This is a genomic window from Coleofasciculus sp. E2-BRE-01, from assembly GCF_040221695.1.
Taxonomy (GTDB): Bacteria; Cyanobacteriota; Cyanobacteriia; order Cyanobacteriales; family Coleofasciculaceae; genus Coleofasciculus.
On the sequence record NZ_JAVKEA010000197.1, the window covers coordinates 1 to 26,320 of the forward strand.

Below are 26,320 nucleotides of genomic sequence, written 5' to 3' on the forward strand. Positions count from 1 at the left end.
GCGTTATACAATATCCGCTTCTCAAACCCTGATAAATTCAGGACTTGCATCTCAATAATCACCGTTGTCTCATCAGTGAGTTTGGCTTTTACATCCAGGAACGTATCTTTAATTCCCTGAATCTTCGGGGCGAGATAAGGATTAATAATTTCTAACTCGGTGATGCGGGGATGTCCACCGTAGAGGAGGGAATTCAGGAAACTAATTAGGATTTCTGGGTTTTGTTCAGAACCAAATATCTTTTTAAAGGCAAAATCAGTTTTGGGATTAATGAAAATCATAGTTATCTTCCCCCGATTAACAGTTTACCTAAAAAACAGGCGATCGCATGGGCTTACTACATCCGTCAGATAACTTGGTGGGTTACAGCGGATAGGTAATTACATGAATCAACAGGCGATCGCAGTCTCTCCTCTCTCCTCTAACCTATTAGATGTACCAAGACAGGAAGTGCGATCGCTACTTCTGTGTCAATCTGTGTCATTTAACCGTGAATCGGCGGCAGAGTGTGATTCAATCGGTGTCATCTGTGTTATCACAAAGAATCTGGATCAACGCCTAGCGATCGCAATCTCTCCTCTAACAATTTTGCCCGTTGTCGCTCTTGTTGAGCAATTTGTCGCTCATGAGCAATCTGCTCTTCTGGCGTCAAGATTCTTCGTCCTTGCTCATTATACCAGTACAACCACTCTCGATTTATTCCCTGATAGGTTCCCCTTTCTCTTCCTATTCCTAATCCGATTTCTGGTAACCACACCGGATTACCAAACTGTAACTGATACTCCCTATCCACTAATTTATACACTTCCAACGGCGCTTTACGACGTCGCAGGGGATTGTACACCACATAATAGAGTACCCCCATGTCCCGATAAATTTTTTTCTTACTGCTATATTCGCCGCGACGCTTATGGGATACTACCTCCAGCACCAACATAGGTACAACTTGTTCTTCCCACACCACATAAGACAGGCGCAAGTCCTCATCAATAAATCGTTGTACTCCCAGACTCAAAAACCCATCGGGTACAATCGCCGGTTCTTTGGCGTGATAATATATCGCCATATCCACTCCAAAAAACCAATCCCAGCGCTTCTCCCACAACAGCGCTAGGACAGCTTTAAGTAATGAGGGAATCAAATCTTGCAGTTCATTGTCCACTGGCGTATCGTCAGAATCAGGTAGCTCTTCTGCACAGGGTAAGCAATCGGATGGCTTGTACTCTAGCATGAGTGGGTCAGGGAGCAACAACTAATTTCATTGTATTTTATTCTTCATCACACAGATTTCACCGATAACCTAGAGATGTCCAGCCAGGACGTGCACAAGCAAAGCTAGCGCTCACTACGAACGGTGCGATCGCTCTTTTTGTGTCCTAGTGTGCAACCTTATGTATGGAGTCTATAGGCAGGCACATTTTCCCAGGATGAAAAGTCTACCATAAACAAACAGGTGATCACACTCCTCAATCAGGCGAACCCTAATTAGGGTATAATCAGGACGTAATTATATCCTCGTTCAGTCGGTTGATATGAGTAACACCGTGATCAAAGACCCAGATTTTCCCATGCGTCACGCCCAAGTCACCGAACTCAAAAATACTGCCAAAATTGCTGAGATGGCAAAAGATGCTGATATCCTCGTCACCCGCAATGGCGAAACTGTAGCTTATCTGGTTAATCCCAACCATTATGAAACCCTGATCAAAAACGGGTTGGAGATCAGGAAAACCGTTACAGCGACCTTTCTCAAAAGCTATGAACAGCAACATGGTTCTCTAGAACGGTTAGACGAAGCAATTTCCGCTTCTCGTCGCGGCGAATTTGCCACAGATGAAGAAGAAGCAGAGGTGTTTGGGGATTAAATGCGAGTCACCTTTCAGAAAGCCGCCCTTGATGACATCAGAAATAAAAAGGGCGGTGTTCCCCAACAATTCCGTAAACCCTTGCGTGAGTTTCTGCGAAGTTTAGTATTTGTGGGTCAGGGAATGCACTGTACATCAGAGAAATACGCAGATTTGTATTTTATTAAGTTCAAGTATTGGTATGTCATGTATCGCGCTGTATCTGAGAAACACATTGACGTAGTAGCTGTACAGTACAATTATGGTCAGTTACCTTAGTTACCAAAACCCATAATTCAGCTTTCCTCACTGGTACTCTATTTTTACGCAGATCCCTAACTCACAACTGACTCAGCCGTTAACTCTATTGAGGAATGAACTAAGTTTAACAACGGACCCGTTTGTTCTGTCCCATTGACAGCTAAATCACTATGGCACAAATACACTCGATCGCGAACTCGCCCTAACAAATCCTGTAAAATTCGCTGCAACCGTTCTTCATCGGCTTGGATTTTATCGGCTTCTGTCCAGGGCTGTCCAAACCAATCCTTGAGAAATAAGGGGGCTGCAAATAACGTCGCTGCACCTCCCTGACTCCAAAGATGAGATCCCGCATCTAACCAAAAATGCCAACGGTGGTAGCCACGGGCGGCTCGATATTGGAAAATGGTGGCTAGGGTAACGGCTGAATTAGCCGTAGCGGGGAGACGACGAAGGGGAAAAGAATTGGCGGTGACGGTTCCCCGACGTAATAACTGGATAAATTGGGAAATTGTCGCCTGCGGTGGTGTCCCCCCCCTAGCTATCTCCTCATCAGTCGTATTAGCGGGGAGTTTCCGCAATCGTCCATCCACTTCCCAATAATGTTGGGCGGTTTCCATGAGTTCCCGCAAAGCGGCAATTTGGTCGTAAGGTAGATTAGAACCATTCCATAGGAATTTCTGGATGGCGCGATCGAGAATCACCACACAGGACGGAATTAGGCGCTGTTGCTGCTGTTCTCGTTGCACCTCTAACCATTGCTGAATCTGGGTGTAAGCCGTTGTCGCTCGATGTCCTAAGCGATCCCAACGGGCAAAGGTTTCAACGGGTAATAAGTGGGGGGAGTCGGGATCAGGAGAGTAGCAGTAATCGGCGAGTAAACCCGCCCGCACCGGGTCAATATTAGGGCTAGGGATGGGAGAGTCTGCTTCAGCCGTCGCCACGGGTTCGGGTGTACGACTAAGAACCACCAGCATTTCGGCGATCGCCTCCCGATCTACTAACCGCCCTAACCCTGGATACACAAGGGTTAGCAGGGTTAATAAGGCTCGAATTAAGGGGGAACTAATCAGGGGGCGCTGTTCGTTCAACGGTTGGATGGGAATCCCCTGTTTGGTGAGAATATCGGTCAAAGTATACCGGGCGATCGCGTCTAATCCGGGTGCAATGATGGCAATATCTCCCGGTTCCACTTGTCCCAACTTCACGGCGTCTACAATTACCTCAGCGGTGCGGCGCAATAACTGGGCGCGAGATGTGGTTTGTAGCGATCGCAAAAACTCCGGCAAGTCTGACAATATCATGGGGTCGTTGAGCAGGTCTACCGCCATTGGGGATAACGCATCGGCTAAGGAATCATTCGGTTGTGAGGGTAAGGATTCCACTTGACACCGAGAGGCTAATCCCGACAAATAATCCGGATCAGCGTTTAAGCCTAAGCGCACTTGACCCTGGGGATTATAGGTAAACGCCCCCACGATACCCTGATCTAAGAGTAAATCAAACAAATCCTGTGCGATCGCGGGATACTCATCCACATCATCTGCCAGTATCGCCCGATAACGCTGGGTTAAATACTGTTGATAGGTAGCATCGGGTAACATTTCTCGCCAATAGAGTTCACCCACCAGACTGTAGGTTAATAGTCCCTTATCCAGACACCACTCCCGCCAATCCAACAGCAGTTTACCGATTAATTCCCATTGATCCGGGGTGGCTTCCAGTTCCACCACTCCCTGTTCTAGCATCCTGGGAATTTCTTCAATCGGCGTCCCACTCAGGGCGGCTAACTGTAACAAATCTAACAGACGCCGCACCCGAACTGACTCATTAGTTCCCGGTATCGGAATTAATCCAGATTCGAGTTGGGGACGCCATAACTGCATGGCTAAATCCTGTTCGGTTTCGGGGCGCAGGCGCAGGGGAAATTGCGCCCTCAGATTTAACCGTTGGATTAAAAGGGGCCAAAATAGAATCACTTCGTCCTGAAAGAAGCCCAAGGGCGTCTGACAGCGCACTGGATAACGCCCCTGTAACGTCGTCGTCAGGCGATCTGTCAACTCCCGACGATTATCCGCATTGGCTGCCAAAATTAACAGGGCTGGCGTCTGATAGCGATCGCGCCGCTTTTTGTGGACAATGGGAGAAGATAACGGACGCGATCGACCCCATCCCGCTTCTACCCATTGGCGAAACAGAGTCACCAGCCGAGTTGTTTTGCCCGTGCGAGTACCACCACTAATCCAAATCGAATTCGTCATTTGTCATTCGTCATACTCGCTCCCTTGAGAAGCAAGCTACGTTTATGTAAGGGTTTGAGGTTTATTTACAGAACTTAATCTAGGTGGATTTATTGCCACCAACCTACTTAGATTTAATATCTGTTAACATACCACGTAAAGTAAACTATATTAATTCTGGCGATTGAGAGCCAGGAATGCTCCGGACTATTTTTTATTGAGATATTAGCCGTTTCGATGAAGCTACCCTCTATTTTACGTCTGGCTAACCAATGGTTCGCGGATACCCCCGAAAGAGCCTTAGATCAAGCTTACAAAGCTGCGTTAACGATTAAATCCATTGAAGATGAGCATTTCAATGGGCAGAAAATTTCGGCTCGCTCCGGTCAACATAGTGATAGTGTTATTTCCTATTTTGAGGCTGACTTAAAGAAATACTTAAATACAATTCGAGTTCGCTTACGGGAATTTAGAACCAGTCGGTCAGTTTTCCGGATTTCTGAGCCAAAAACAACAAATGATTTGCTCGGTTCCAGAGATAATTTAGCCCGCTATGATCCCATCGAATTAACCGAAAAGCAAGCGATTATCATCGAAAAACTCAACTTTATTGATGAAATATTAAAACGATATTCAGAACCTGAGCCATCCTCCGTTTCTTTGATCCCCCTATCTGCCAATCAAGTGGCTCAAGCTAACGGTAATCCCAGAACGACAGCCAATGCCAAAACCTTAGCCCAGTTGAAGCAGGCTAGCGTGAATCCCCAAAATGATGCATTAGAAACGGTATCGGATAAAACCGGGGTTGTGCCTCGGTCAATTCTGCGAACCGTCAACCGACTACAGCGAGAACTTGATCCTAAAGCTGAAGAGGAAGTTGTCAAGAAGTTTCGCACGTCTCGCGACAAAACCTTAATTTCGATCAAGTTTATTCTCACGCTGATTATTGTTCCCATTTTAGCCCATCAGGTGGCTAAAACCTTCGTCGTAGGACCCATTGTTGACTCGTTTCGCTCAGAAAATGAACCGGGTATTTTTTTAAATATTGACATGAAGGAAGAAGCGTTCACAGAACTCCAGCGGTTTGAAGAGGAACTGCACTTTAAAAGCCTATTGGGAATGGCACCAAAGTTATCCTCGGCAGAAATGGAAGAACGGCTGAGAACAAAAGCCACTGAGCTAGCTGAAGATTATCAGTATCGCAGTTCTGATGCGATTAAGAATATTTTTTCCGACTTGATTTCTCTCGCTTTTTTTGCGGGAGTGATTGTTACTAGCAAAGCAGATTTTGTAGTCTTAAAATCCTTTATTGATGATATTGTATACGGACTCAGTGATAGCGCCAAAGCCTTTATCATTATTTTGTTTACCGATATGTTTGTCGGATTCCACTCTCCCCACGGTTGGGAAGTGATTCTGGCGGCAATTTCCCGACATTTCGGGATTCCCGAAAATCATGATTTTATCTTTTTGTTTATTGCCACATTTCCAGTGATTCTGGATTCGGTGATTAAATATTGGATTTTCCGCTATCTGAACCGGATTTCACCATCAGCGGTGGCAACTTACCGAAATATGAATGAGTGATTTTGTCATACTCGCTTCGCGAGAAGCAAGCTACGTCATTTGTCCTCTGTAGAGTTCTGCCTTCTTGTACTAGCTCAAATAAAATGAGGCGATCACCCTCTCCAAAATACATCACGTTTATTCTGATAGGGTTACCACAAATTCTTCAGGTAACATTACGGGAACTGGCGATGCCACAAAATCAGCTATATTGCGTGTCAGGATAATGTCCAAACCGGCGGCAAGTGCAGCTTCACTTGTTACCGCATCTTCAAAATCTTTCATAGGGCTTTGCAACGCGGCTCTAATTACCTCATCTGTTATACTAGCTACTTGAATCCGTTCTAATAAAGTTGATAGTAGTTTCCGTGCCGTGTCATTTCCTATCTGACGACGCAAGATATAGAAAATGTTGGTTATGGCATGACCAGAAACATATCCCTCAACCTGCTCCTGAGTGACTGAATTTAAGGCTTGTGCGGAAGCCACAACAAAAGGTTGGCGTCGAGCGAGAACATCAAGTAAGACATCACTATCAAATAATACCCGTTTCACTGGTATTTTGTCTCCAGATAATCAATATAGGACTCTTTGGCATCCTCTGGACTTAGCTGAACAACACCCAGTAAACCTTGAGTCCAAGGATCAAGATCCGTCATTGGTGTTGCACTTAAGCTAGGAGACATGAGTGATAGCATTTCTTTTTGAATTGAAGCCAACAGAGACTGAACTAAACGCCAGCGATCGCTGATAGGTAATTGTAAGGCTTGGTTTTGCAATTTTTGCAATGTCATTGAATCTGTCTTTAAATAACTGGACTTTTTTAATTATAGCAGTAGACACATCGATTAGGACTTTCGGCACCATTGTAGAGACTATAATGCAACGTCTCTACATAAATGATGTGTCCTATAATGCTGGGGAATCGAGCCGTTTAAAGTGCGACTCTTTACCCTGTCGATTTACTACAATGACATCTTCAGGCTCAAAGTTATGGGTCTTCCGGACTTAGTGGGCTAAACTATCAGCTTCAATGAATCGGGAAGTTTACCACACAAGGACTGTAGCTTTTAACCGCCTCAAAACGAATTGAAATTCGGGTAAAAATGGTTAAAGCTATTGCTGTCCAATATTCTGGCAAATAAAACTAACAATTTAGAACACTAACTACGGAAGACCCCCGTTGGCTCCAATCAAGACATTTAAGGGGCGCAACTCCAGATCCATTGTTTTAATGGATTTGAAGCCGTTAAGAATGATTCGTTCCAGCATGATTATTCTTCTGCTGTTTTCACAGAAGGGGGTATTTGATTAGACACTTCATAAAATGTAGTCATGGGTGGCTTGATAAACAAATGAGACATCTTCTCCAAAATCTGTTGATAAGCCTCATTTTGATTTTCATCCATGTCTTCGATATGATCCCAAAAGATAACGGCAATCCCTTTATCCGTTCCCGGTTCTCGCAGCATATATGCCCCTTGAAATCCGTGAGTGTAGGTCGAGACGGCTTCTTCATAAAGCTGTTGGGCTTCTTCAAATTTACCGGGCTTAAATTCCCCGATCGCGACATAGGCATACTTATGTTTGAGGAAATCTAGAAATTCGCTCATTATTACACTCCTTATGAATTAAATCAACAACCCAGTATAAATGACCAAGGACATAAGACCAAGGACATAAGACAACTTCATATTGCCATCAATGTGGCAACCTTGTGCAGAAGTTGGGCAGGTTCTACGGGTTTAGGTAAGTAATCGTCAACGAGGGCGTTGAGATCGTGCTGTTCATCGGCTGAGAGTGAGGATGTGAGCAAAGCCAATACTTTAATATGTGCTGTTGTCGTCTTATGGTGGAGATAATAGCTGATCTCATATCCGTCCATTGCCGATAACTGCCAATCCACAATCACGGCATGGGGTTGCAGCAGTTCAATTTGCCTCACAGCCGTTGAACTTTCGATCAGCCACACTAGATGATAACCCGCCGCCGTGAGAATTTCACAGATGGCTGTCGCACTCGCTTCATTATTTTCGATTAAAACGATACTCCCTGGCATCGAAGATCCCTTTTCCGATGAGGCGGGTGATTTGGTTCCTCCTGGAACAACGGATTGGATCGGCACGCAAACGGTAAAGATAGACCCTTTTCCCACAGTGGATTCAACTTCAATTGTACCGCCATGGAGTTCGACCAATTGTTGAGTCAGGGCTAGCCCTAAACCTGTACCTTCGTAGGTACGCTGATAGGTTTTCTCTAACTGCTGAAACTTTTGAAACATTAGGGGAATTTGTTCTTGGGGAATGCCAATCCCCGTGTCTTCGATTTGAAACACTGCTCGATTCTGTTCTCGCCACCCCCTTAAGGTGACCTGACCACCAGCCGGGGTAAATTTTATCGCATTTCCCAATAAGTTAAACAGAATTTGCCGGAGTCGGCGTGGATCAGCCTGAAAGCGATCCTTGGGGGTAGGGACTTGCCAATCGAGGATTAATTCGACTTGACCAATGCTGGCTTTTTCTTTTAAGGATCGTAAGGTTTGCTGGGCAAGATATCGCAGGGAAAATTCGTTGATATTTAAAACGGCTTTTCCCGCCTCTAATTGGGAAAAATCAAGAATATCGTTAATTAGTGCCAGTAAGTGTTCCCCATTCTCTTGGATGGTTTGTAAATAATGCCGTTGTTTCTCAATGGATACAGTTTTGCTACCTCCCTCCCCTAATGACCAACGCAATAATGTTGCCGATAGTCCAATCACACAAGTCAGGGGTGTCCGCAACTCATGACTCATCGCTGCCAGAAATTCACTTTTGGCATGGTTCGCGGCTTGTGTGGCTTGCAGTGCATCCCGAAGTTCCTGGGTGCGCTCAATCACTCGCTGTTCTAGGCTACTTTTTTGTTGGTGCAGTTGGGCATACAATTGAGCCTGGTAAATGGCAACTGCCAGGTGTTCGGCAATTTGCTTGAGAAACAGTTTTTCACTTTCTTGCCAGTGTCGGGGTGCAAAACATTGGTGGGCAATTAGTAATCCCCAGAGGCGATTTTGAACAATAATCGGTGCGACTAACTTAGCTTTGACTTGGGTTTGTCGCAGCAGTTGGAGTAAACAGGGAGAATCGCTGTAGGCGACTTCAATATCATCAATCGCCCCAGTAAATCCTTGGTGATATTTACTGCGACAGTTGGAAACATAGAGAGCGCAGTCTTTTTCCTCTCGCCAATTGAGAACTGAACGAATTTGATTAGAACGGCGGGCTTCATAGGTGACACAACCCTCATCCTGTTGTGAGGGAAGCGGTGAAGTTAGAAACTTGCCGTTCTCGAATTGATCGGCAATTTCCGTGGAATTGTCAACCCCAATTTTATCGCCTTCATTCCTAAGGTTAACTAAATCGCCGTCAAATTGATAGATTAATAATCGATCAACGTTCAAAAAATGGCGCACCTCATCGACAGCCGTAGAGAGGATAACGGGTAATTCTAGACTTTGACGGATGTGAGTGGTAACCTGGTGAACCAGCCGTTCCTGTTCAACCTGTTGGCGTAGCGCTGCTTCAATGGGTTGACCAACCTCACAGTAAGGATGGATAGATTCGTTGCTGATGGGATTAGCGGTGAGTATGTCCATCAACAACAGGGTAAATTCACTCTGGATGTCCCCTTGATTCGGTTCTGGATAGGTTTGGACAAGCTTGAAGACATGCAGAATCTGGGGTTGGCGGGTGAACCGTTGAGTGAGCCCGTCGAGAAAACCGGCGATCGCGTCTGATTCAAAGGTTAACCCAACCTGATATAAGCTGGAATGGGAATTTGCCTCCGCTTCTCCTTGTGATTCAATCGGAGTCGCGATTAGCAAGGCGCGGAACCCTGGAGATACCAGCAGTGTAAATCGTTGTACCTGTTGCTCTAGACTCACAGATACACTGGACAAGTCGTGCGATCGCAAGAGTACAGCATCCCTACCAATTTTTCCCTGCATCTGCTGCAATAATTCTTGCAGCCGCTCGAACATTGCCAATGGCAAGGTTCGGCTAAATCTTGGATTTCCCAATATCGCCATGAGTTTGGTCTAGTTTAAGCAAATGACAATGCTTCACCTCGGATTCGGTGTAAGCGGAGTCTCTATTCGATGCTATCCAAGATATAGCGATTTATTTATAACATCTTTATTAAAATTTCTAGCCTTTTATGCTCTATCCATCATGGTATCATTTTGTAAAGAGTATAAGCTTTGGTCGGCAGGTATCATGTTTACATCTCTTTGCGATCGCTTATCGGCTGGAGCCAAATAGAAAGATAAAGCTAGATAATGTCATACAATAAACTACCAACCCAAATGAATACGCTTAAAATAGCAACATATCTTTAAAAAGACTATGCATCAGCACCGTAAATTGTTGTACCTGTTGCTCTAGACCCACAGATACACTGGGCAAGTCCTGCGATCGCAAGAGTAGAAGTACGTACAATGGCTGAAATCTTGATGTAGTGGGCGTTTCAATCTCTCTATTTTTTTTGTTGCAATAGTGGCGCGATCATGCTAATATGCATGACAAAGTTTTATGCTATGCCGATCTAGGTTAAACTTTCATAGCGTATCATAAAATCTCATTTCCAGAGAGTGGCATGGATAATTACATCGCTATAAGTAAAAACAAAGTGAAACGGATGCTAATAAACTCTCACTTAGATAAGCTTATTAAATTGTGGAAGCGGAAAAATGCTGATACTTTCATAATTTCATTTCCAAAATGCGGAAGAACATGGCTAAGATTAATGCTAAGTCGATCAATTATCCAGCATTTTGATTTTTCAATTTATGAGGGGGATCGAAAAGTACTAGAGCCAGGTGAGCTGTCAAAGTTAAACTCTAGTGTACCTAAGATTAGGTTCATACATGATGATGATGCTTTCTTTAAGTCACCTGAAGAATTATGCATTTTTAAGTCAGACTATCAATATAAAAAGGTTTTATTTTTGATTCGAGATCCGCGAGACGTAGTGGTATCAAGCTTTTTTCACAAAAAGTACCGTTTTAATTTTTTACCAAAGGATAAGTCTAAATTGGCATTTGCATCTTATGAGGGAGAACTTTCTAAATTTATATCAGAGCCAATAGGTAGTCTTAAGACATTAATTGCATACTATAATATTTGGGCAAATAATCGTCATGTTCCTATAGACTTTATGCTACTTCGTTATGAGGATATTTATTACAATACTATAAGTTCACTAAGATCTACATTAAACTTTATGGGATTAAAAACTATAAGCGATGAAATAGTTGAGGAAGCAGTTAACTATGCTTCCTTTGAAAATATGAGAAAAATGGAAGAAAATAATTTGTTTAAATCATCTAAGTTAAAACCCACTAATCCATCTGACAATAATACTTATAAAACAAGAAAAGGCAAAGTAGGTGGTTTTAGAGAAAACCTAAATGAAGAAAGTATTCTATATGTTAACGAGCAAGTAAAAGAATATTTGTCAAGCTTCTATTCATTTTATTATTATTAGGGAGCATCCCAATTTGGCACGTTGGCTCTTTGAATGGGGCTGAAACCATTGCAAGTGCGTTACTTGAGGTAATGCTTTGTCCAAAACGGGATGCTCCCTTTTATTATTGACTATGATGCTGGAGTTTAAACTAAAGCATGACAAATTTTCGGTTTTATCTGAGTCGTACAACTCAAATAGACGCGCTATACTTACTTTACGTAGGGTTGGTGCAATAAAACTTACAATGACGTTTATGATGTAAAATAATGTTAGGACTTACGCACAGGATCTATACGGCGGGTTGTGTTATAGTTAGGTTGCGTAAGTTATGATGTGTTAGGGTAAATGGAGATTTGTGCTATGAATAGCTTATCAGCAACCAGCGTACACTACGACTTAAACAAGTTTACATATATCCTTGATAAAATTACTTCAGCAGAGTTCTGCCAAGAGCCATTTAAGCATATAGAAATATTCGATTTCCTTTCAGAAGAGCATTTCAATTCAATAATCACTTCAAGTCAAGTAGCAATCCCAAAAGCAAATGATTCAAAAAGTTTAATTGATACTCTCTTCGACAAAGATTATGAAATTATACGTTTCCCAGGTTGTGCAAACTCAGTTAACCACTACTTGAATTGGCTCGAAGACAAATCTGTCTACAAAAATCCTACAAAACCATGCGAAGGTATGGGCATGGCACTTCGTCTTAAAAATCCCCAAGACAAGATCTTGCTGGAACTCAAGAATTTTTTCGCCTCTGATATATTTAAGAAGGCACTTGAGGATAAATTTGATATTACAAGACCCACGGCTATGGATACAGGTCTTCAAAAATACCTTTATGGGTACGAAATCAGTCCCCATCCAGATATTCGGAAAAAAGCGCTAACATACATGCTCAATGTAAACCCCTCTGATAATTCTGAAGATTTAGATATCCATACTCATTACCTTACATTTAAGCCGCACAAGCAATTTATTGGAGAGTTTTGGCATCATAACGAAAATATCGATACGTGTTGGGTGCCATGGGAGTGGTGTAATACGGTTAAAAAGCAATGTCGAAATAATAGTATCGTAATATTTGCTCCATCTTGGGATACGTTGCATGCTATCAAAGCAAACTATGATCACTTACAAACACAAAGAACTCAATTCTACGGAAATCTTTGGTATAAAGACATTTCTCGCATGCCAAAGGTTTATTACTATCAATTTGATATCAAGCCTGTTATCAGACCTGGTTCAAAACCACAAGTAAGAACCCCCAAGTCAATGGTTAAATCCTGGGTGAAGAAACTACTTCCACACCGTGGTCATAATAAGTCTGACCGTCAAGCTGTACAAATTTTCCCACAAGATTATGACTAAGCACTAGAAGGTGGATCACCCAAGACAGCAATTAGCTTAGCCCTAGAAAGGTGATATCCTATACGTTTACATCAGCTTTTGGATGAGTTAGGTAGCTTCGTTGAGGCTTAACTAATGGGGAGCATGTCAGGTGGGTACATAATGTTATGTTAAAAGTTTAAAAAGTGACATGCACCCCACTAATGAAATAGTTATTAGTGGTTCCTTGAAACAAAGCTTGATAATCCTCTAAAGTACGCATAAAATACCACAGTATCTCTAAAAAGACTATGCATCGGATTGCTGCAACACCGGGAGGATGGAACCCACAAGCTGAAGGAGTCATTTTTATTGAACAGACACCTGCGCCGATCATTGTGCTCACAGCCGCCGACACCGATATTCAAACCTTGGCGGCGTCAATGGCTCATTTACCTCCAGATTTCCCGGCGATTCGAGCCGTTAATCTTCTACAATTGCAGCAGGAATTAACGATTGACACCTACACTGAACAGGTGTTAAATCAGGCAGACGTTATTATTATTCGGCTTTTAGGTGGATCTGCCTACTGGTCTTATGGATTGGAAGTTGTGCAAACAACTGTAGAACAAACAGGAGCAAACTTAATCCTATTACCAGGGGATGATCGTCCCGATCCCAATTTAATCAGTCATTCTACCATTCCCCTAACCGCCGTTCATCAGCTATGGCGTTATTTTATTGAAGGGGGTGTGGAGAATTGTACCAACGCCCTGAAATTTGTTGCCGATTTGTGCTTGGGAAGAACTTATGAGCCTCTACCTCCTAAACCTGTACCGCGTGTGGGGATTTATGGATGGGGAGACGGAACGAATGAAGCGCTTACTACAAACTCTAACGTTGGGATTCTGTTTTATCGCGCTCATTATTTGGCGGGAAATACATCACCCATTGATGCACTTTGTCAAGCGTTAGTTGCACGACAGTTGCATCCTGTGCCAGTATTTGTCTCGTCGTTACGTGATCCGGAGGTACAAGCGGAAGTATTATCCTATTTCCAACCCAAAGATGGTGCGGAAATTGAGGTGTTGCTGAATACAACAAGTTTCTCGGTTGCTAAATTAACAGATCATGAAAAACCTGGGTTGGAGTTATGGCAACGTCTGGATGTACCTGTACTGCAAGTCATTTTTAGTGGCGGTACAAAGGAACAATGGCAGGAACAGTTTCAGGGATTAACTCCAAGAGATACGGCAATGAATGTTGCCTTGCCAGAAGTGGATGGACGCATTATTACTCGTGCGGTTTCATTCAAGGCGGTACAAACGTGGAATCCGCTGCTGGAAACGGATGTTGTGGTGTATGAATCGGTGCGCGATCGCATTAATTTTGTGACTCAGTTAGCCGCGAATTGGGTAAAATTGCGCCAAACTCCGCCAGCAGAACGGCGTATTGCCCTGATCTTAGCTAATTATCCTAACCGAGATGGACGCCTCGCGAATGGTGTGGGGCTGGATACGCCTGCAAGCTGTGTGGAAATTCTCAAGGCGTTGCAAGCGGCGGGGTATCAGGTAGAGGATTGTCCAGAAACGGGGGATGAACTGATTCAACGCTTAACCACGGGGGTAACAAATGATCCCGAAGGATGGGAATTACGTCCTCTACAACAGGGATTATCTGGGCAAGATTATCAAGATTATTTTGATACGTTACCGTTAACGGTACAACAAAGAATCTGTAACCGTTGGGATAAAGAAAGCGAAGAGTCAATACTCAGTCAGGGCTGGTTTTGTACAAATGTTACTATTAATAGCGACAAGGAAGTTCCTAAATCTGCCCCTACACAATCAACAATCAACAATCAACACTCAGCAATTCCCATTCCAGGAATCCAACTGGGTAATGTGTTTGTCGGAATTCAACCGTCGCGGGGTTATGATAGTGACCCAGCTTTAAATTATCACGCGCCGGATTTAGAACCAACACCCGCTTATTTAGCCTTTTATTATTGGCTGCGACAGAAATTTGGGGCGCAGGCGATGGTACATGTGGGAAAACATGGAAATTTGGAATGGTTACCAGGGAAAAGTTTGGCACTCTCTGAAACCTGTTATCCAGAAGTCGCCTTAGGGACAATGCCCCATTTCTATCCGTTTATTGTCAATGATCCAGGGGAAGGCTCGCAAGCGAAACGGCGATCGCAGGCTGTGATTATTGACCACCTGACGCCACCGATGACTCGTGCTGAACTCTATGGTTCTTTGCAACAGCTTGAAGGGTTAGTGGATGAATATTACGAAGCGCAAAGCTTAGATCCCTCTCGCTTACCAACTATCCGCGATCGCATTACTCAATTGATTATCAAAGAAAACCTGTACCAGGATTTGGGAATTGAGGATAGGGTGGAACGTGGAGAAACAGAGGGTTTTACCAATAACGTTGTGTCGATGTCGAATAGCTTGACTAAACCCACCCTTCTAGGGGAAGCAGGAAAAGCGAATCTGTTAACTCAAATCGATAGCTACCTGTGTGAATTAAAAGAAGCTCAAATTCGAGATGGGTTACATATATTAGGACAGTGTCCCCAGGGACGACTATTGCGAGACTTAACTGTGGCAATTGCCCGTCATCCGGGAAGGGGGCGCTTGGGGTTAACTCGTGCGATCGCGCAAGACTGGGGATGGGAGTTTGATCCCCTGATGCCAGAAGGTGACAGTAAGAGACAAGCGATCGCGCAATTAGAAGCCCAGGCGTCTCAATTAGTGGAATCCCTGATATCAAAGGCAGAAGGGAAGGGTCAAAACCATGCCCTAAAGGATGACGTAGGATCAACACTTAGTCAGGGCGGGTTTTGTACAAACGTTACAACCAATAGCGACACAAAAATTCCTAAACCCGCCCCTACACCCTCAAAACTTAACTCCCGGATCGGACAACAAACACAACAGGAATTAGACTGGATTCGCGATCGCCTTTTACCCGCCTTAACCCAAACCTGCCAAGAAATCACTCATTTATTGCAGGGATTAGACGGGCGCTATGTCGAGAGTGGGGCGGCGGGTGCGCCAACAAGGGGACGCCCGGAGGTATTACCCACAGGGCGCAATTTTTACTCCGTTGATATCCGGGCGATTCCCACCGAAACGGCGTGGGATGTGGGACGCAAGGCGGCGGAAGCGGTGATTGAACGCTATACCCAGGATAATGGGGAGTATCCCAAAACACTGGCATTATCCGTATGGGGAACGTCAGCCATGAGAACTGGGGGCGATGATCTGGCGCAAGCGCTGGCGTTGTTGGGTGTGCAACCGATTTGGGATCGCCCGTCACGTCGGGTTGTGGATTTTGAAATTCTGCCCCTGTCGGTGTTAGGGCGTCCGCGTGTGGATGTGACGCTGCGGATATCGGGCTTTTTTCGCGATGCGTTCCCTAATTTAATTGATTTATTTTACAATGCCGTGGTCGCTGTTGCCGCTTTGAATGAATCCCCGGAGGACAATCCCTTGGCAACTCAAGCGAAACAGGAGACAGCGTTCTGGTGTGAAGCGGGATTGAGTGAAGAGGAAGCCGAGGCGCGATCGCACTATCGGGTGTTCGGCTCAAAACCGGGAGCCTATGGCGCGGGGTTACAGGGATTGATTGAGGCGCAAAATTGGCAGGATGAACAGGATTTGGCGCGGGCGTATATGAATTGGAGTAGTTATGCCTACTGTGGTACATCTTCCCCAAATCAAGAGGGGGTTGCTGCGCCGGAAGCCTTTGCCCAACGCCTGAAACAATTGCAAGTCGTGTTACATAATCAGGATAATCGGGAACATGATTTACTGGATTCTGATGATTATTATCAGTTTCAAGGCGGGTTAACTGCATCGGTGCGGGCGCTGACGGGTAAGAATCCGCAAACCTATTTTGGTGATAATTCGATTCCCGAAAATCCCAGAGTGCGACGGCTACAGGAGGAAATTGCCCGCGTTTACCGTTCTCGTGTAGTGAATCCCAAATGGATTGCAGGGGTAATGCGCCACGGATATAAAGGGGCGTTTGAAATGGCGGCGACGGTGGATTATTTGTTTGCTTATGATGCGACGGCGAATTGTGTGGCAGATTATATGTATCAAGGGGTGACGGAGGCTTATCTGTTGGATGAAAAGGTGCAAGAGTTTATCCAGCAAAAGAATCCCTGGGTGATGCGGGATATGGCAGAGCGGTTATTGGAGGCGCATCAGCGATCGCTGTGGCAATCGGCTAAACCTGAGATACTGGAGAAATTGAGAGCGATCGCTCTGCAAGCAGAAGGGGTAATTGAAGCGGGGAGTGATCCTAACTTGAGCGACTAAACTTTTGACGGATGAGGGGACAATAAGCTAACTTTATAACCTATTTTCCGTTATCCAAAATTAACTGATGTGACAGTTCAAGGGGTGGAATGTAGGTTAAAAACAGTCCAGCTTGATTTGGTTAGGATGTATCCAGGATTAGAAAACTCAATTACTGAAGCGTTGCTGAATGGACTGAATACCAGCAGCGTTTTTTGTTTCATCAGTTACAGAAACTGGCTCATCAGTCATTTCTTCCGCCTAACAGGTGTGACAGTTGAACAGGTAGAACACCAGCAACCTACAGTCTCTACTCAGTTCGTTAGGATATATCCAGGATTAGAAAACTCAATTACGGAAGCGTTGCTGGATGGACTGAATAACAGCAGCGTTTTTTGTTTAATAAATTACAGAAACAGGCTCATACGTTATTTTTTCTGCCCAATCGGGTGTGACAGTTAAACGGGTGGAACAGTGACTGCAAACAGTTTCTGCTCAGTTAGCTACCATTTGTATAGATAGGATTAGAAAACTCAATGCTGGGGCGTTGCTGAATGGACTGAATAAACAGCAGCGTCTTTTTTTGTATTGCTTTTTTGTATCCAATACTACAGAATTATAGCAAAAAATTTGTATATGTAGCCATTAACTTCAGCGTTGCTCTTCAAGAGTTGGGCAAGTCATGGGCTTTCCTTGACATGCTCCCTGGTTGGAAGCGTAAAGATTTTACACAAATCGTAGTAAAAGGAACGGACAGCGTTTTAATCTAGGATCAGACCAACCGTTCAGATGGGTACCAGTCAGCTTCTCTGGTTAAATCGAAGTAACCGATAAACACAGTCGCTTACTTGGTTATGTCACCTATTTGTAAACCTACATGGAGGCGTGGCATTATTTTCCGATGATAATCTTGGATTGAACGGGAGAGGAATGCCACGAAGAACAATGATTCGGTCATTTAGTGTGCATCCCCAGTCTATTTCCAAAGTCAAACAAGCTTGGCGCAATAAGAGTCAGGGGCGCGATCGCGAACTGGCGGAAGCCCTGGGACTATCGTTAGACACCCTAAATCACTTTCTCAAGGGACAACCCGTTAAAGGACTAAATTTTGTCGAACTTTGCCAGGTCTTAGAATTGGATTGGCAGGATGTGGCTGGTGTAGATAGCCAGCAGAATCTAGTTTTTGACTCACCCATTGAAGTGGGTGAGTTCTTGGCTTACTCCTACAGCCATGGGGTGAGTGCTGTTGACCAAGCATTACAAACACTGGTGAGAACACTCTGCCAACTATTGGGTCGCCTCACCCGCAAAGTCGGGAATTTGCTTCGTGCGGATCGCACCAGTATTTTTTTATTGGATCGAGAACGACAAGAATTGGGTTCACTGATTGCCGAGGATGGAGACGGTGGTAGCCTGTTGATCGATATTCCGGCTAACAAAGGAATTGCTAGTCTCGCCGCCTTTTCCTTAAAAGCAATTAACATTCCCTTTGATGTCTATGATGATCCGCGCTCCGAGATGGCGCAGGAGACGGATCGCCGTACCGGATACCGCACCTATACCATTTTGGCTTGGCCCCTACTAAACGAGAAACAAGATCTTGTCGCAGTGGTGCAGTTAATCAATAAATTAAAGTCCAACTACCAACCGGAAGATGATCTAGTCAAGAAGATTGATCCTCGTGGTTTTACCCAAGATGATGAAGTCCTATTTGCCAAGTTTGCCCCTTCGATTCTCCAGATTTTAGAACGATGTCAATTTTGTTACCAACTTGCCCAAAAACTCCGAGAAACGACGGATATTCAACCCGGTAGTTTGCGAGAAATTGAATTGGTTGAGCAACTTCAGCGACAAGAACGACAGTTACAGAAGAATCTTCAACGCCTCTAGAGGGAGCGGGGAAGCAGGGGAAGCAGGGGCAGCAGGGGCAGCAGGGGCAGCAGGGGCAGCAGAGGGAAAAGAGGCGTTCCGATAAAACATCTTTTGTAGGGGCGGGTTTTACTGCTAACATTTCGTTTTCACCCTAATGTAACTAAACCCGCCCCGACCTAACCGTTCAATTATCGCAAATGACGTAGCTTGCTTCTGGCGAAGCGAGTATGACCAATGACAAATGACGAATGACGAATCTCCATTAACTCCACACCCCTTGGATACAAAAGGTAATACCTGGATTTTGGATATTTAGGAACAGCTTACTTCCATCTGGAGAAAAGCAAACGCCAGCAAATTCACTGGTATTAATTGCGTTACGAGCAAACTTATAAATTTTGCCCCCTGCATTTACACCAACAATAAATTGCTCCCCATTCCCATCTTCACATAAGAATAGATCACCAAAGGGTGCCACTGTAATATTATCTGGATTATCCAGTTCGCTTTCGCGTTCTGACTCAACCACTAATGTCAGCGTGTGATCAGCAGGATTGTAAGCAAAAATTTGACCTTGCCCAATTTCACCGCCACTTGTACAGACAAAATAACTCAAAGTCAATTTATTTAACATTTTTTAATAATCGAAATACCCAAAACAGAGTAATAGTCCTGAAAGCTGGATAAATCTGAGTAGTTAGTAATGTAGCTCTAGTGCATTTAATTCTCTGGGTATGAAATTTTATCCCCTGATTCCGGCAAAAAAAATTCAGTTCAGTGCGGGATTATTATTGCTAGTTTTTTTCGGCTCTGGATGTAATAATCAATTCGATGCATTAGCCACGCAGACTTGTAGTGAGGCAGAATTAGCTGTGGCTGAAGCCCAGCAGCAATTTGAGCAAGTTGAGGATAAATTAGCTAGATCAAGTCAGTCAGATATTCAGACGGTTGACACATCAGTATTGCAAGAGCTGCAAGAAACCCAAGAGTACGCTTTTGAGATTTGCAATCAAGGAGGATAGCTAAAAGGAGGGTAGGAGTATAAGATGTCTAAGTATTTGTGAATATTTTTTTATGGTGCAATCCTAACTATTTTCTGATTAAAATTCAATTTCAAAGACTGTATTATTAGCTTTCTTTATTTCTAATTTACCATTAAGCTGTGCCACTAAAGCGCGGACTAATTGCAACCCCAAGCTTTTGGGTGAATTAAATTCGATCAATTCAATTGGTGTTGGCTTATTATTGCCCACGATCAATTTATTTTTTGGGTTCTCTTTTTTCTTGGAATAAATTTCAATCCATATATGACCTTTGTAATTGTTTGCTTTAAAGGCATGTTTTAAAGCATTAGAGATGAGTTCATTGAGAATTAACCCGCAATAAATTGCGGTTGATAGATCAAGGTTTAAATCTTGGTCGATATTAAGGTGTAGACGAATAGATTCGGGATGAATAGCATAGGTTTGAATCAAATGATAGGTGAGATTTTCAATATAATTGAGAAAGTCAATCCGCTGCAAGTGATCAAATTGATAGAGTTCCTCATGGATAAGAGCCATTGATTTAATTCGGTTCTGGCTGGCTTGGAAGAGGGCAAAAATATCAGGGTCATCAATTTGCTGTGATTGGAGATCAAGCAGGCTAGAGACAAGTTGTAGGTTATTTTTGACCCGATGGTGAATTTCTTGGAACATTACTTCCTTTTGCTGTAAGGAAATCTTAAGTTGATCCTCGATGTGTTTGCGATCGCTAATATCCATTGCCGCGCAGGTAATTCCCTCTATGTCTCCGATTGAGTTGCGTAAGGGTTCGACGGTCAAATCGTAGTATCGAAGTTCACCATTAATGGTGAGAGAGACTTCCTCTCGCATTCCTATGCCACTGGTCAATACACGCTGCTTGATGGATATTAACGGTTGTGCTTCTTGGGGGGCTAGGAGTTCGCTGTCGCTTTTTCCTAAGATAGCATCCACGTCATCATCAGGAACCACATTGTAAGCCCAAGTGTAGCGTAACTCCTGATCTTGATTAAACACCACCAAAGGCGCATGTTTCAGCACCGTGCGGAAGCGGGTTTCACTTTGCCGGAGTGCTTCTTCTACCTGGTGACGTTCTCTCAATTCACGTTGTAACTTAGCATACAATTGGGCTTGATGAATCGCGATCGCACAATGATCGGCAATGGCTTGGACAAACTCAATATCCTCTCGGTTCCATTCCCGTGCCTGATCACACTGGTGTAGACTAATTCCGCCAATATAGGAATTTTGGTAAAGTAACGGCACAATCAAAATAGCGCAAATTTCACATTCCTGCGCCGCCTCGATTAACACATCGGGAAAATTGGGAGTAATTTGCGGGACAACCACAGGCTCACCCTGGCTCAATTCCTGGTGGTGATACCGATAAAAATCACAGTAGACCCCCAAAATACTCTCCCGTTGGGCGGTCGCTTCTGAAACATGATGTGCCGTCATTTGCGACTCACTATCCGGTCGAAAAATCAAACAGCGACTGACATTAAGTGTTTCATGGAGCTGATCGACCGTAGTTTGGAGAATATCTTCCAACACCAGTGTACCGCGCATCGCTTGCACAATTTGGTTGAGTAATGTCTGTCGGGAGACTTGGCGTCGCAGTTCAATGAGTTCCTGTTCTAATGCGGTAATATGGGTTGGGTGAGAAGAGTTTACCTGTAGGTGAGAGTTAGATGGCTGCTCGACGGACATGGTTCTCCTTAGGGGAAGGATATGACAGAAAAAATTTGATCCTAGTTCATTAAAGGAGGTTTTGGATAGGTATCAGCAGTTAGGTGTTTTCGTCTCTGTCTCACGGTATATTAGTTCTACCCAAAGTGGTAGGCTGAATAAATAGCTATCAAATCACTTCATTATTTCATCAGAAACAGAGAGTTTGTTTTACTATTCATAATCTCATTTCATCGCGATCGCGTTAAGTTTTAGAGGGCAGTTTGCCGCGCATTCTTCATCCCTCAGTAAACACCTAGAGACCACTTGAAGTTAAACTGAAGACTTAAGAATCCGTGATCGACATCTCCGTCGGACATCGGCAGTGAGCGCTAGCTGAAGTGATTTATCAATGACCCTCGGATACTTCGAGGAGAACTCTCACCATTCAACTCTTGCAATCCGGCTCTAGCACAGTATAGAACTATCCAGGCTGATTATGTCTGAATTAAGAGAAAACAACATTCCCCTCCAGACGGGATCGCGCAGCGAGTTGCGAGAGTTAGTTCGGACTCAACTGCAAATGCTGTTGGAACAAGACAATTTTCAGGGCGCTAAACAGGTATTAGTTCCTGTACAACCTGTGGACATCGCCGACGCGATCGAAGGATTGCCCGATGCCCTACAGGTTATCGCGTTCCGCTTACTCTCGAAAGCTGAGGCGATCGAAGTTTACGAGTACCTTGACTCTAGCGTCCAACAATCGCTGATCGAGGAATTTAAACGCCAAGAGGTACTTGACATCGTGGACAAAATGTCCCCCGATGATCGAGTGCGATTATTTGATGAATTGCCCGCAAAAGTAGTCCGCCGTTTGCTCGCCCAACTGAGTCCCCAGGAACGCCAAGCCACCGCCCAACTCCTCGGTTATGAAGCCGATACCGCAGGGCGAATCATGACCCCGGAGTATATTTCCCTGAAAGAAAGCTTAACCTTGGGCGAAACCCTGGAACGGATTCGGAGTTTAGCCAGTACCACGGAGACGATTTATTACGTTTATGTCACCGATGCAGAACGACATCTGAGTGGAATCGTTTCATTGCGGGATTTGGTTGTGTCTCCACCGGAGCAAACTCTAGGTGAAGTAATGAGTCGTGATGCCGTTTGTGTTCACACGGATACCGATCAAGAAGAAGTGGCGCGGTTAATCCAACGCTACGACTTTCTGGCTGTACCTGTGGTTGATCGAGAACATCGTTTGGTGGGAATTGTCACCGTTGATGATGTGATCGATATTTTAGAGCGAGAAACCACTGAAGATATCTATGCCTTGGGGGGTGGGGTACAATCCGGGCGCGATAATTACTTTCAAACCAGCTTAATTACTGTTGCCCGCAAACGAGTGGTTTGGTTATTTGTGTTGTTACTGACAAACAGTGTGACTGCCACCATCATTAACTCTCAAGCAGACATCTTACAAAGAGTTGTGGCGCTGGCGGCATTTATTCCTCTGTTGACAGGTACAGGGGGAAATGTGGGCGCTCAATCGTCAACGGTGGTGATTCGCGGTTTAAACACTGACGAAATTCGAGATATGGGTTCATTACAGGTAATCGGGCGTGAAGCTATGGCAGGAGCGCTACTGGGAACAATTTTAGGCTCAGTGGCAACGGTTTGGGCGTATCTGCTCAGAGATGATATCTTTGTTGCCGTTGCTGTGGGTATCAGTTTAGTCGCGATCGCGATTCTGGCATCGGTAGCGGGTTCGGCGTTACCGTTTCTGTTCCGTTCCCTGGGATTAGATCCCGCCTTGATGTCAGCCCCGTTTATTACCACGGCGGTTGATGTGTTGGGTGTGTTGATTTATTTTAATATTGCCAGGATGGTTCTTGGTCTTTAATTATTGGTTATTAGGTTATTAGTCATTGGTCTTATGTCATTGGTCATACTCGCTCCCGAAAAGAAGCAAGCTACATCTTATGTTTGTTCATAATTCATAATTCCAAGACTATAGATGAATTCTCATGACAGGGAATGCTAACTCACCGTCTGAAAATTGCCGAGTGTATCTTTGTTGCTGTCTCAATCATTGGCTGGGCTGTCGCGGCGGCGTCTGGTCAAATTATCTATGGGGCGGTTCCATTGTCGATTACCCTGTTGCTCAATCTGATCAATCGCCTCCGGTTTGAGCAACACAGCCGAAATCGGTTAACGGGAGCCATGGCGCAATTACATCGCCAAGTATCCCAAGAGAGTCAATCGTTATACCAACAGCAACTTAAGCAAGCACTCGCCTCTCTACAAGCAAAACTCCCCGACTATCTGGCTCAAATTGAGAATCCCGCTTCGGAATTAGGGGCGATCAAAATTGCCCAACTTCAAGCTCGAATTGTTAGCGTGGAACAATCGCTGCGGAATGTTGTAGATTATCTCAATAGTGCCTCATTGCCTAACCACATCGAGCAATTAGAAGCCGCGATCGCACAAATCACTGCCGATCTTGATCAGCTACAATACCAAATCCCTTTTACTACCAATCCAGAACAACCAACCCATTGGCATACAGAGGCGGGAGGTGAACCATCCCTGTTTCCTGTCGCTTCTGAATCAGTTTCCCCTGTGAGGAGAGCTGGGGGAGCTGGGGAAGCTGAGGAAGCTGGGGAAGCTGGGGAAGCTGGGGGAGCTGGGGAAGCTGGGGAAGCTGGGGGAGCTGAGGAAGCTGGGGGAGCTGAGGAAGCTGGGGAAGCTGGGGGAGCTGAGGAAGCTGGGGAAGCTGGGGGAGCTGGGGGAGCTGGAGAAGAAGATAGGAGAGCGTATCCGAGTGCTTTTGTCCCTGAACCAATCCTACCCAATTGGGACTTCCGATTCACTGTGAAAGGACATCAGGATTGGGTGAGCGCATTGGCAATAAGTTCAGATGGACAAATTCTTGCCAGTGGTAGTTTAGACAAAACCGTGAAGCTGTGGCATCTAGAGACGGGGGATCTGATTCACACATTTAGTGATCATCAACAGGGAGTTCTCTGTCTTAGCTTAAGCCCTGATGGTCAGTGGCTGGCGAGTGGGGGATTTGATCAGACGATTAAGGTCTGGAAACTAGAGACTGGAGAATTATGCCATACGTTGACAGGTCATAACGGTTCCGTGCGATCGCTGGTGATTATGCCAGATAACCAAACTCTGATCAGTGGTAGCTTTGATCAAACCATTAAGCTATGGCAATTGGATCAGGGAAAATTCGTCCAGGATTTAGTCCAAGACGCCGGACGATTATCCGCGATCGCATTAAGTCCAGATGGCAAAACCCTTGCCAGTGGCGGCGGAGATGGCATTGTTGATCTGTGGCATGTTCAGCCGTTTGATCTAGAATTCAGTCTCACCGACAATCTGAGTTCGATCAACTCTCTTGCCTTAAGTCCCAATGGGCGTCGGTTAGCCGCCGCCTGTACCGATGGTACTCTGAAGGTATGGCAACTTGATAGTGCGGAACGGGTAGAGAGTTGGCAATGTCCCTCCGCCCCCGCCATGTCGATTATTTTTAGCGATAACGAGCAAAGTGCGATCGCGGCTCATGCAGACGGTACGATTAAGATCTGGTGGCTAGGCATCGATGAACCGTTGCTTGTCTTGGACAATAACGATGCTGGTTCTGTGGTATCCGTTGCTCTAAGTCCAGATGGTCGGTGGTTAGCTGGAGGAAATCGAGATGGTACAGTTAAACTTTGGCAACAGTTATAAGATTTGTAGGGATGTGCCATGCATCCGTGTCAACTTCAGGTAAAAAACCAATGCTGGCAAGGTTTTAAGCTGTGTCTATCTACTCCTTGACATTTTCCCCCTCATCCCCTACCCCCTTCTCCCTCCCTGGGGAGAAGGGGAACCGGATTCTCTTACTTCCCTCTTGCTCCCCTCTCCCTATTCCCTGACAAATGACAAATGACAAATGACAAATGACAAAAAAAACTGGCTTTTCATCGCTGAATCTGTTGCTATTGCTGCCTCATTTGTCGGGGCAATAGTAGCAGTTATATCGGGACAGATAATTTATGGATTAGCGCCTTTAGTGATTTCCCTGTTACTCAATCTAATTAACCGCCGTCGTGTTGTCCAACAGCTTCGGCGCAAGATTAGCGATCGCACTCAAATTGACAATTTAAGTCGAGATATCCAAACCTTACGTGCAGATGTCGCTCAACTGAAGCAACCTGACTTGAATCAGATGTCTAGAGAGGAACTGTCTGCTGTTGTCTCTACCGTTGAGGCAATTAATGAGAAGCAAAAGGCGTTACGAGGTTCTCTGGCTCCCCTACAATCAAAACTTGATGAATTAAATCAAAAATTCAGGCAGCGTCCCGAATTAGAACAGATTGAGACGTTAGCTGGGATTATTGTAGCTCTCAAACAGACCATCGATCAACTTCCCCAACCTGATCGTACCGCCGCTTCTGTCAACCCAGAGCGAGTGGAACAATTAGAACGTGCGATCGCGCAAATCCAACAGGAACTATCACAACTTCAGCCGTAAGCTGTCATACCAAAGTTTAAATATAGGATAACCGATGTAAGGATTCAGGGGTCGTGGAAATCCGATGAAGGGGGAAGGCTTCGCCTGGTTTTGGCTATGATGTCGAGTACAGCAGTTTGGCAGAGGCTCCCGGCTTGCCCCTTTTGCTCCGGCACGGGGAGAACTACCTGAGTAG

22 protein-coding genes are annotated in these 26,320 nt (G+C 44.7%); 11 read left to right on the top strand and 11 right to left on the bottom strand.

The window, feature by feature from the left end:
• The coding region (locus tag RIG66_RS24980; protein WP_446381412.1) for an Rpn family recombination-promoting nuclease/putative transposase at nucleotides 1-281 on the bottom strand (281 nt) is incomplete at its 3' end.
• Nucleotides 282-535: 254 nt separating this feature from the next.
• Nucleotides 536-1,231, bottom strand: coding sequence for a Uma2 family endonuclease (locus RIG66_RS24985; RefSeq protein ID WP_446381414.1), 696 nt, complete (start codon nucleotides 1,229-1,231; stop codon nucleotides 536-538).
• A 301-nt stretch (nucleotides 1,232-1,532) separates the two neighbouring features.
• On the opposite strand from RIG66_RS24985, the gene RIG66_RS24990 reads away from it, so the two are divergent.
• Together RIG66_RS24990 and RIG66_RS24995 are read left to right on the top strand one after the other, a co-directional pair.
• Nucleotides 1,533-1,865 carry a hypothetical protein gene (locus tag RIG66_RS24990; RefSeq protein WP_446381415.1) on the top strand — a complete coding sequence of 111 codons (333 nt, stop codon included), beginning with the start codon at nucleotides 1,533-1,535 and terminating at the stop codon, nucleotides 1,863-1,865.
• A complete protein-coding gene (locus tag RIG66_RS24995; protein WP_446381417.1) occupies nucleotides 1,866-2,123 on the top strand; it encodes a hypothetical protein in 258 nt (85 codons plus the stop codon). It begins immediately after the preceding gene.
• A 56-nt stretch (nucleotides 2,124-2,179) separates the two neighbouring features.
• Here RIG66_RS24995 and RIG66_RS25000 read toward each other — a convergent pair whose 3' ends face one another.
• A complete protein-coding gene (locus RIG66_RS25000; RefSeq protein ID WP_446381419.1) occupies nucleotides 2,180-4,366 on the bottom strand; it encodes a recombinase family protein in 2,187 nt (728 codons plus the stop codon).
• A 216-nt stretch (nucleotides 4,367-4,582) separates the two neighbouring features.
• Between RIG66_RS25000 and RIG66_RS25005 the strand changes: the two genes are divergently transcribed.
• Nucleotides 4,583-5,932, top strand: a complete 1,350-nt coding sequence (locus tag RIG66_RS25005) for a proton extrusion protein PcxA (RefSeq protein WP_446381421.1) — start codon at nucleotides 4,583-4,585, stop codon at nucleotides 5,930-5,932.
• 117 nt (nucleotides 5,933-6,049) lie between these two features.
• Here the strand turns inward: RIG66_RS25005 and RIG66_RS25010 are convergent, their stop codons facing one another.
• The 5 genes from RIG66_RS25010 to RIG66_RS25030 all read right to left on the bottom strand — a co-directional run bounded on the left by RIG66_RS25010 (nucleotide 6,050) and on the right by RIG66_RS25030 (nucleotide 10,380).
• On the bottom strand, nucleotides 6,050-6,466 hold the full coding sequence (locus tag RIG66_RS25010) for a PIN domain-containing protein (RefSeq protein ID WP_446381423.1): 417 nt from the start codon (nucleotides 6,464-6,466) through the stop codon (nucleotides 6,050-6,052).
• On the bottom strand, nucleotides 6,463-6,705 hold the full coding sequence (locus RIG66_RS25015; RefSeq protein ID WP_446381425.1) for a hypothetical protein: 243 nt from the start codon (nucleotides 6,703-6,705) through the stop codon (nucleotides 6,463-6,465). Before RIG66_RS25015 ends, RIG66_RS25010 begins: the two co-directional genes overlap by 4 nt.
• Before the next feature lie 480 nt (nucleotides 6,706-7,185).
• Entirely contained in the window at nucleotides 7,186-7,524 is a 339-nt protein-coding gene (locus RIG66_RS25020; RefSeq protein WP_446381427.1) for an antibiotic biosynthesis monooxygenase, read from the bottom strand.
• 77 nt (nucleotides 7,525-7,601) lie between these two features.
• On the bottom strand, nucleotides 7,602-9,971 hold the full coding sequence (locus RIG66_RS25025; protein WP_446381429.1) for a hybrid sensor histidine kinase/response regulator: 2,370 nt from the start codon (nucleotides 9,969-9,971) through the stop codon (nucleotides 7,602-7,604).
• Nucleotides 9,972-10,257: 286 nt separating this feature from the next.
• Nucleotides 10,258-10,380, bottom strand: a complete 123-nt coding sequence (locus tag RIG66_RS25030; RefSeq protein WP_446381431.1) for a hypothetical protein — start codon at nucleotides 10,378-10,380, stop codon at nucleotides 10,258-10,260.
• A gap of 157 nt (nucleotides 10,381-10,537) precedes the next feature.
• Between RIG66_RS25030 and RIG66_RS25035 the strand changes: the two genes are divergently transcribed.
• The 4 genes from RIG66_RS25035 (at nucleotide 10,538) to RIG66_RS25050 (ending at nucleotide 18,948) form a co-directional block, all read left to right on the top strand.
• Nucleotides 10,538-11,428 (top strand): sulfotransferase domain-containing protein, encoded by an 891-nt coding sequence (locus tag RIG66_RS25035; protein ID WP_446381433.1) that lies wholly within the window; start codon nucleotides 10,538-10,540, stop codon nucleotides 11,426-11,428.
• Nucleotides 11,429-11,770: 342 nt separating this feature from the next.
• Complete coding sequence (locus tag RIG66_RS25040) at nucleotides 11,771-12,784, top strand: hypothetical protein (RefSeq protein WP_446381435.1); 1,014 nt, start codon at nucleotides 11,771-11,773, stop codon at nucleotides 12,782-12,784.
• A 269-nt stretch (nucleotides 12,785-13,053) separates the two neighbouring features.
• On the top strand, nucleotides 13,054-17,079 hold the full coding sequence (cobN, locus tag RIG66_RS25045; RefSeq protein ID WP_446381437.1) for a cobaltochelatase subunit CobN: 4,026 nt from the start codon (nucleotides 13,054-13,056) through the stop codon (nucleotides 17,077-17,079).
• A gap of 909 nt (nucleotides 17,080-17,988) precedes the next feature.
• Entirely contained in the window at nucleotides 17,989-18,948 is a 960-nt protein-coding gene (locus tag RIG66_RS25050) for a GAF domain-containing protein (protein ID WP_446381439.1), read from the top strand.
• Nucleotides 18,949-19,192: 244 nt separating this feature from the next.
• On the opposite strand, the gene RIG66_RS25055 is transcribed toward RIG66_RS25050, so the two are convergent.
• The gene (locus RIG66_RS25055; RefSeq protein WP_446381441.1) at nucleotides 19,193-19,564 is read right to left on the bottom strand and encodes an alkaline phosphatase PhoX; all 372 of its coding nucleotides are present in this window, start codon (nucleotides 19,562-19,564) and stop codon (nucleotides 19,193-19,195) included.
• Between the two features lie 100 nt (nucleotides 19,565-19,664).
• On the opposite strand from RIG66_RS25055, the gene RIG66_RS25060 reads away from it, so the two are divergent.
• Nucleotides 19,665-19,952 (top strand): hypothetical protein, encoded by a 288-nt coding sequence (locus tag RIG66_RS25060; protein ID WP_446381443.1) that lies wholly within the window; start codon nucleotides 19,665-19,667, stop codon nucleotides 19,950-19,952.
• Between the two features lie 78 nt (nucleotides 19,953-20,030).
• Here the strand turns inward: RIG66_RS25060 and RIG66_RS25065 are convergent, their stop codons facing one another.
• Entirely contained in the window at nucleotides 20,031-21,662 is a 1,632-nt protein-coding gene (locus RIG66_RS25065) for a histidine kinase dimerization/phosphoacceptor domain -containing protein (RefSeq protein ID WP_446381445.1), read from the bottom strand.
• A gap of 457 nt (nucleotides 21,663-22,119) precedes the next feature.
• Between RIG66_RS25065 and mgtE the strand changes: the two genes are divergently transcribed.
• The 3 genes from mgtE (at nucleotide 22,120) to RIG66_RS25080 (ending at nucleotide 26,145) form a co-directional block, all read left to right on the top strand.
• Nucleotides 22,120-23,520: a magnesium transporter gene (gene mgtE / locus RIG66_RS25070; RefSeq protein ID WP_446381447.1), complete on the top strand. Its 1,401-nt coding sequence runs from the start codon at nucleotides 22,120-22,122 to the stop codon at nucleotides 23,518-23,520.
• Nucleotides 23,521-23,840: 320 nt separating this feature from the next.
• Nucleotides 23,841-25,358 (top strand): WD40 domain-containing protein, encoded by a 1,518-nt coding sequence (locus tag RIG66_RS25075; protein ID WP_446381453.1) that lies wholly within the window; start codon nucleotides 23,841-23,843, stop codon nucleotides 25,356-25,358.
• A 205-nt stretch (nucleotides 25,359-25,563) separates the two neighbouring features.
• Nucleotides 25,564-26,145: a hypothetical protein gene (locus RIG66_RS25080; protein WP_446381449.1), complete on the top strand. Its 582-nt coding sequence runs from the start codon at nucleotides 25,564-25,566 to the stop codon at nucleotides 26,143-26,145.
• Here RIG66_RS25080 and RIG66_RS25085 read toward each other — a convergent pair.
• The coding region (locus tag RIG66_RS25085; protein WP_446381451.1) for a hypothetical protein at nucleotides 26,128-26,320 on the bottom strand (193 nt) is incomplete at its 5' end. The two genes, RIG66_RS25080 and RIG66_RS25085, sit on opposite strands and share 18 nt — an antisense overlap.

What these genes read in the sequence shown, in the direction of transcription:
- RIG66_RS24995 (WP_446381417.1), top strand. Translation starts at nt 1,866, where the DNA reads ATGCGAGTCACCTTTCAGAAAGCCGCCCTTGATGACATCAGAAATAAA.
- RIG66_RS25005 (WP_446381421.1), top strand. Translation starts at nt 4,583, where the DNA reads ATGAAGCTACCCTCTATTTTACGTCTGGCTAACCAATGGTTCGCGGAT.
- RIG66_RS25050 (WP_446381439.1), top strand. Translation starts at nt 17,989, where the DNA reads ATGCCACGAAGAACAATGATTCGGTCATTTAGTGTGCATCCCCAGTCT.
- RIG66_RS25060 (WP_446381443.1), top strand. Translation starts at nt 19,665, where the DNA reads ATGAAATTTTATCCCCTGATTCCGGCAAAAAAAATTCAGTTCAGTGCG.
- RIG66_RS25015 (WP_446381425.1), bottom strand. Translation starts at nt 6,705, where the DNA reads ATGACATTGCAAAAATTGCAAAACCAAGCCTTACAATTACCTATCAGC.
- RIG66_RS25035 (WP_446381433.1), top strand. Translation starts at nt 10,538, where the DNA reads ATGGATAATTACATCGCTATAAGTAAAAACAAAGTGAAACGGATGCTA.
- RIG66_RS25075 (WP_446381453.1), top strand. Translation starts at nt 23,841, where the DNA reads ATGGCGCAATTACATCGCCAAGTATCCCAAGAGAGTCAATCGTTATAC.
- RIG66_RS25065 (WP_446381445.1), bottom strand. Translation starts at nt 21,662, where the DNA reads ATGTCCGTCGAGCAGCCATCTAACTCTCACCTACAGGTAAACTCTTCT.
- RIG66_RS25080 (WP_446381449.1), top strand. Translation starts at nt 25,564, where the DNA reads ATGACAAATGACAAAAAAAACTGGCTTTTCATCGCTGAATCTGTTGCT.
- RIG66_RS25040 (WP_446381435.1), top strand. Translation starts at nt 11,771, where the DNA reads ATGAATAGCTTATCAGCAACCAGCGTACACTACGACTTAAACAAGTTT.
- mgtE (WP_446381447.1), top strand. Translation starts at nt 22,120, where the DNA reads ATGTCTGAATTAAGAGAAAACAACATTCCCCTCCAGACGGGATCGCGC.
- RIG66_RS25025 (WP_446381429.1), bottom strand. Translation starts at nt 9,971, where the DNA reads ATGGCGATATTGGGAAATCCAAGATTTAGCCGAACCTTGCCATTGGCA.
- RIG66_RS25020 (WP_446381427.1), bottom strand. Translation starts at nt 7,524, where the DNA reads ATGAGCGAATTTCTAGATTTCCTCAAACATAAGTATGCCTATGTCGCG.
- cobN (WP_446381437.1), top strand. Translation starts at nt 13,054, where the DNA reads ATGCATCGGATTGCTGCAACACCGGGAGGATGGAACCCACAAGCTGAA.
- RIG66_RS25000 (WP_446381419.1), bottom strand. Translation starts at nt 4,366, where the DNA reads ATGACGAATTCGATTTGGATTAGTGGTGGTACTCGCACGGGCAAAACA.
- RIG66_RS24990 (WP_446381415.1), top strand. Translation starts at nt 1,533, where the DNA reads ATGAGTAACACCGTGATCAAAGACCCAGATTTTCCCATGCGTCACGCC.
- RIG66_RS24985 (WP_446381414.1), bottom strand. Translation starts at nt 1,231, where the DNA reads ATGCTAGAGTACAAGCCATCCGATTGCTTACCCTGTGCAGAAGAGCTA.
- RIG66_RS25055 (WP_446381441.1), bottom strand. Translation starts at nt 19,564, where the DNA reads ATGTTAAATAAATTGACTTTGAGTTATTTTGTCTGTACAAGTGGCGGT.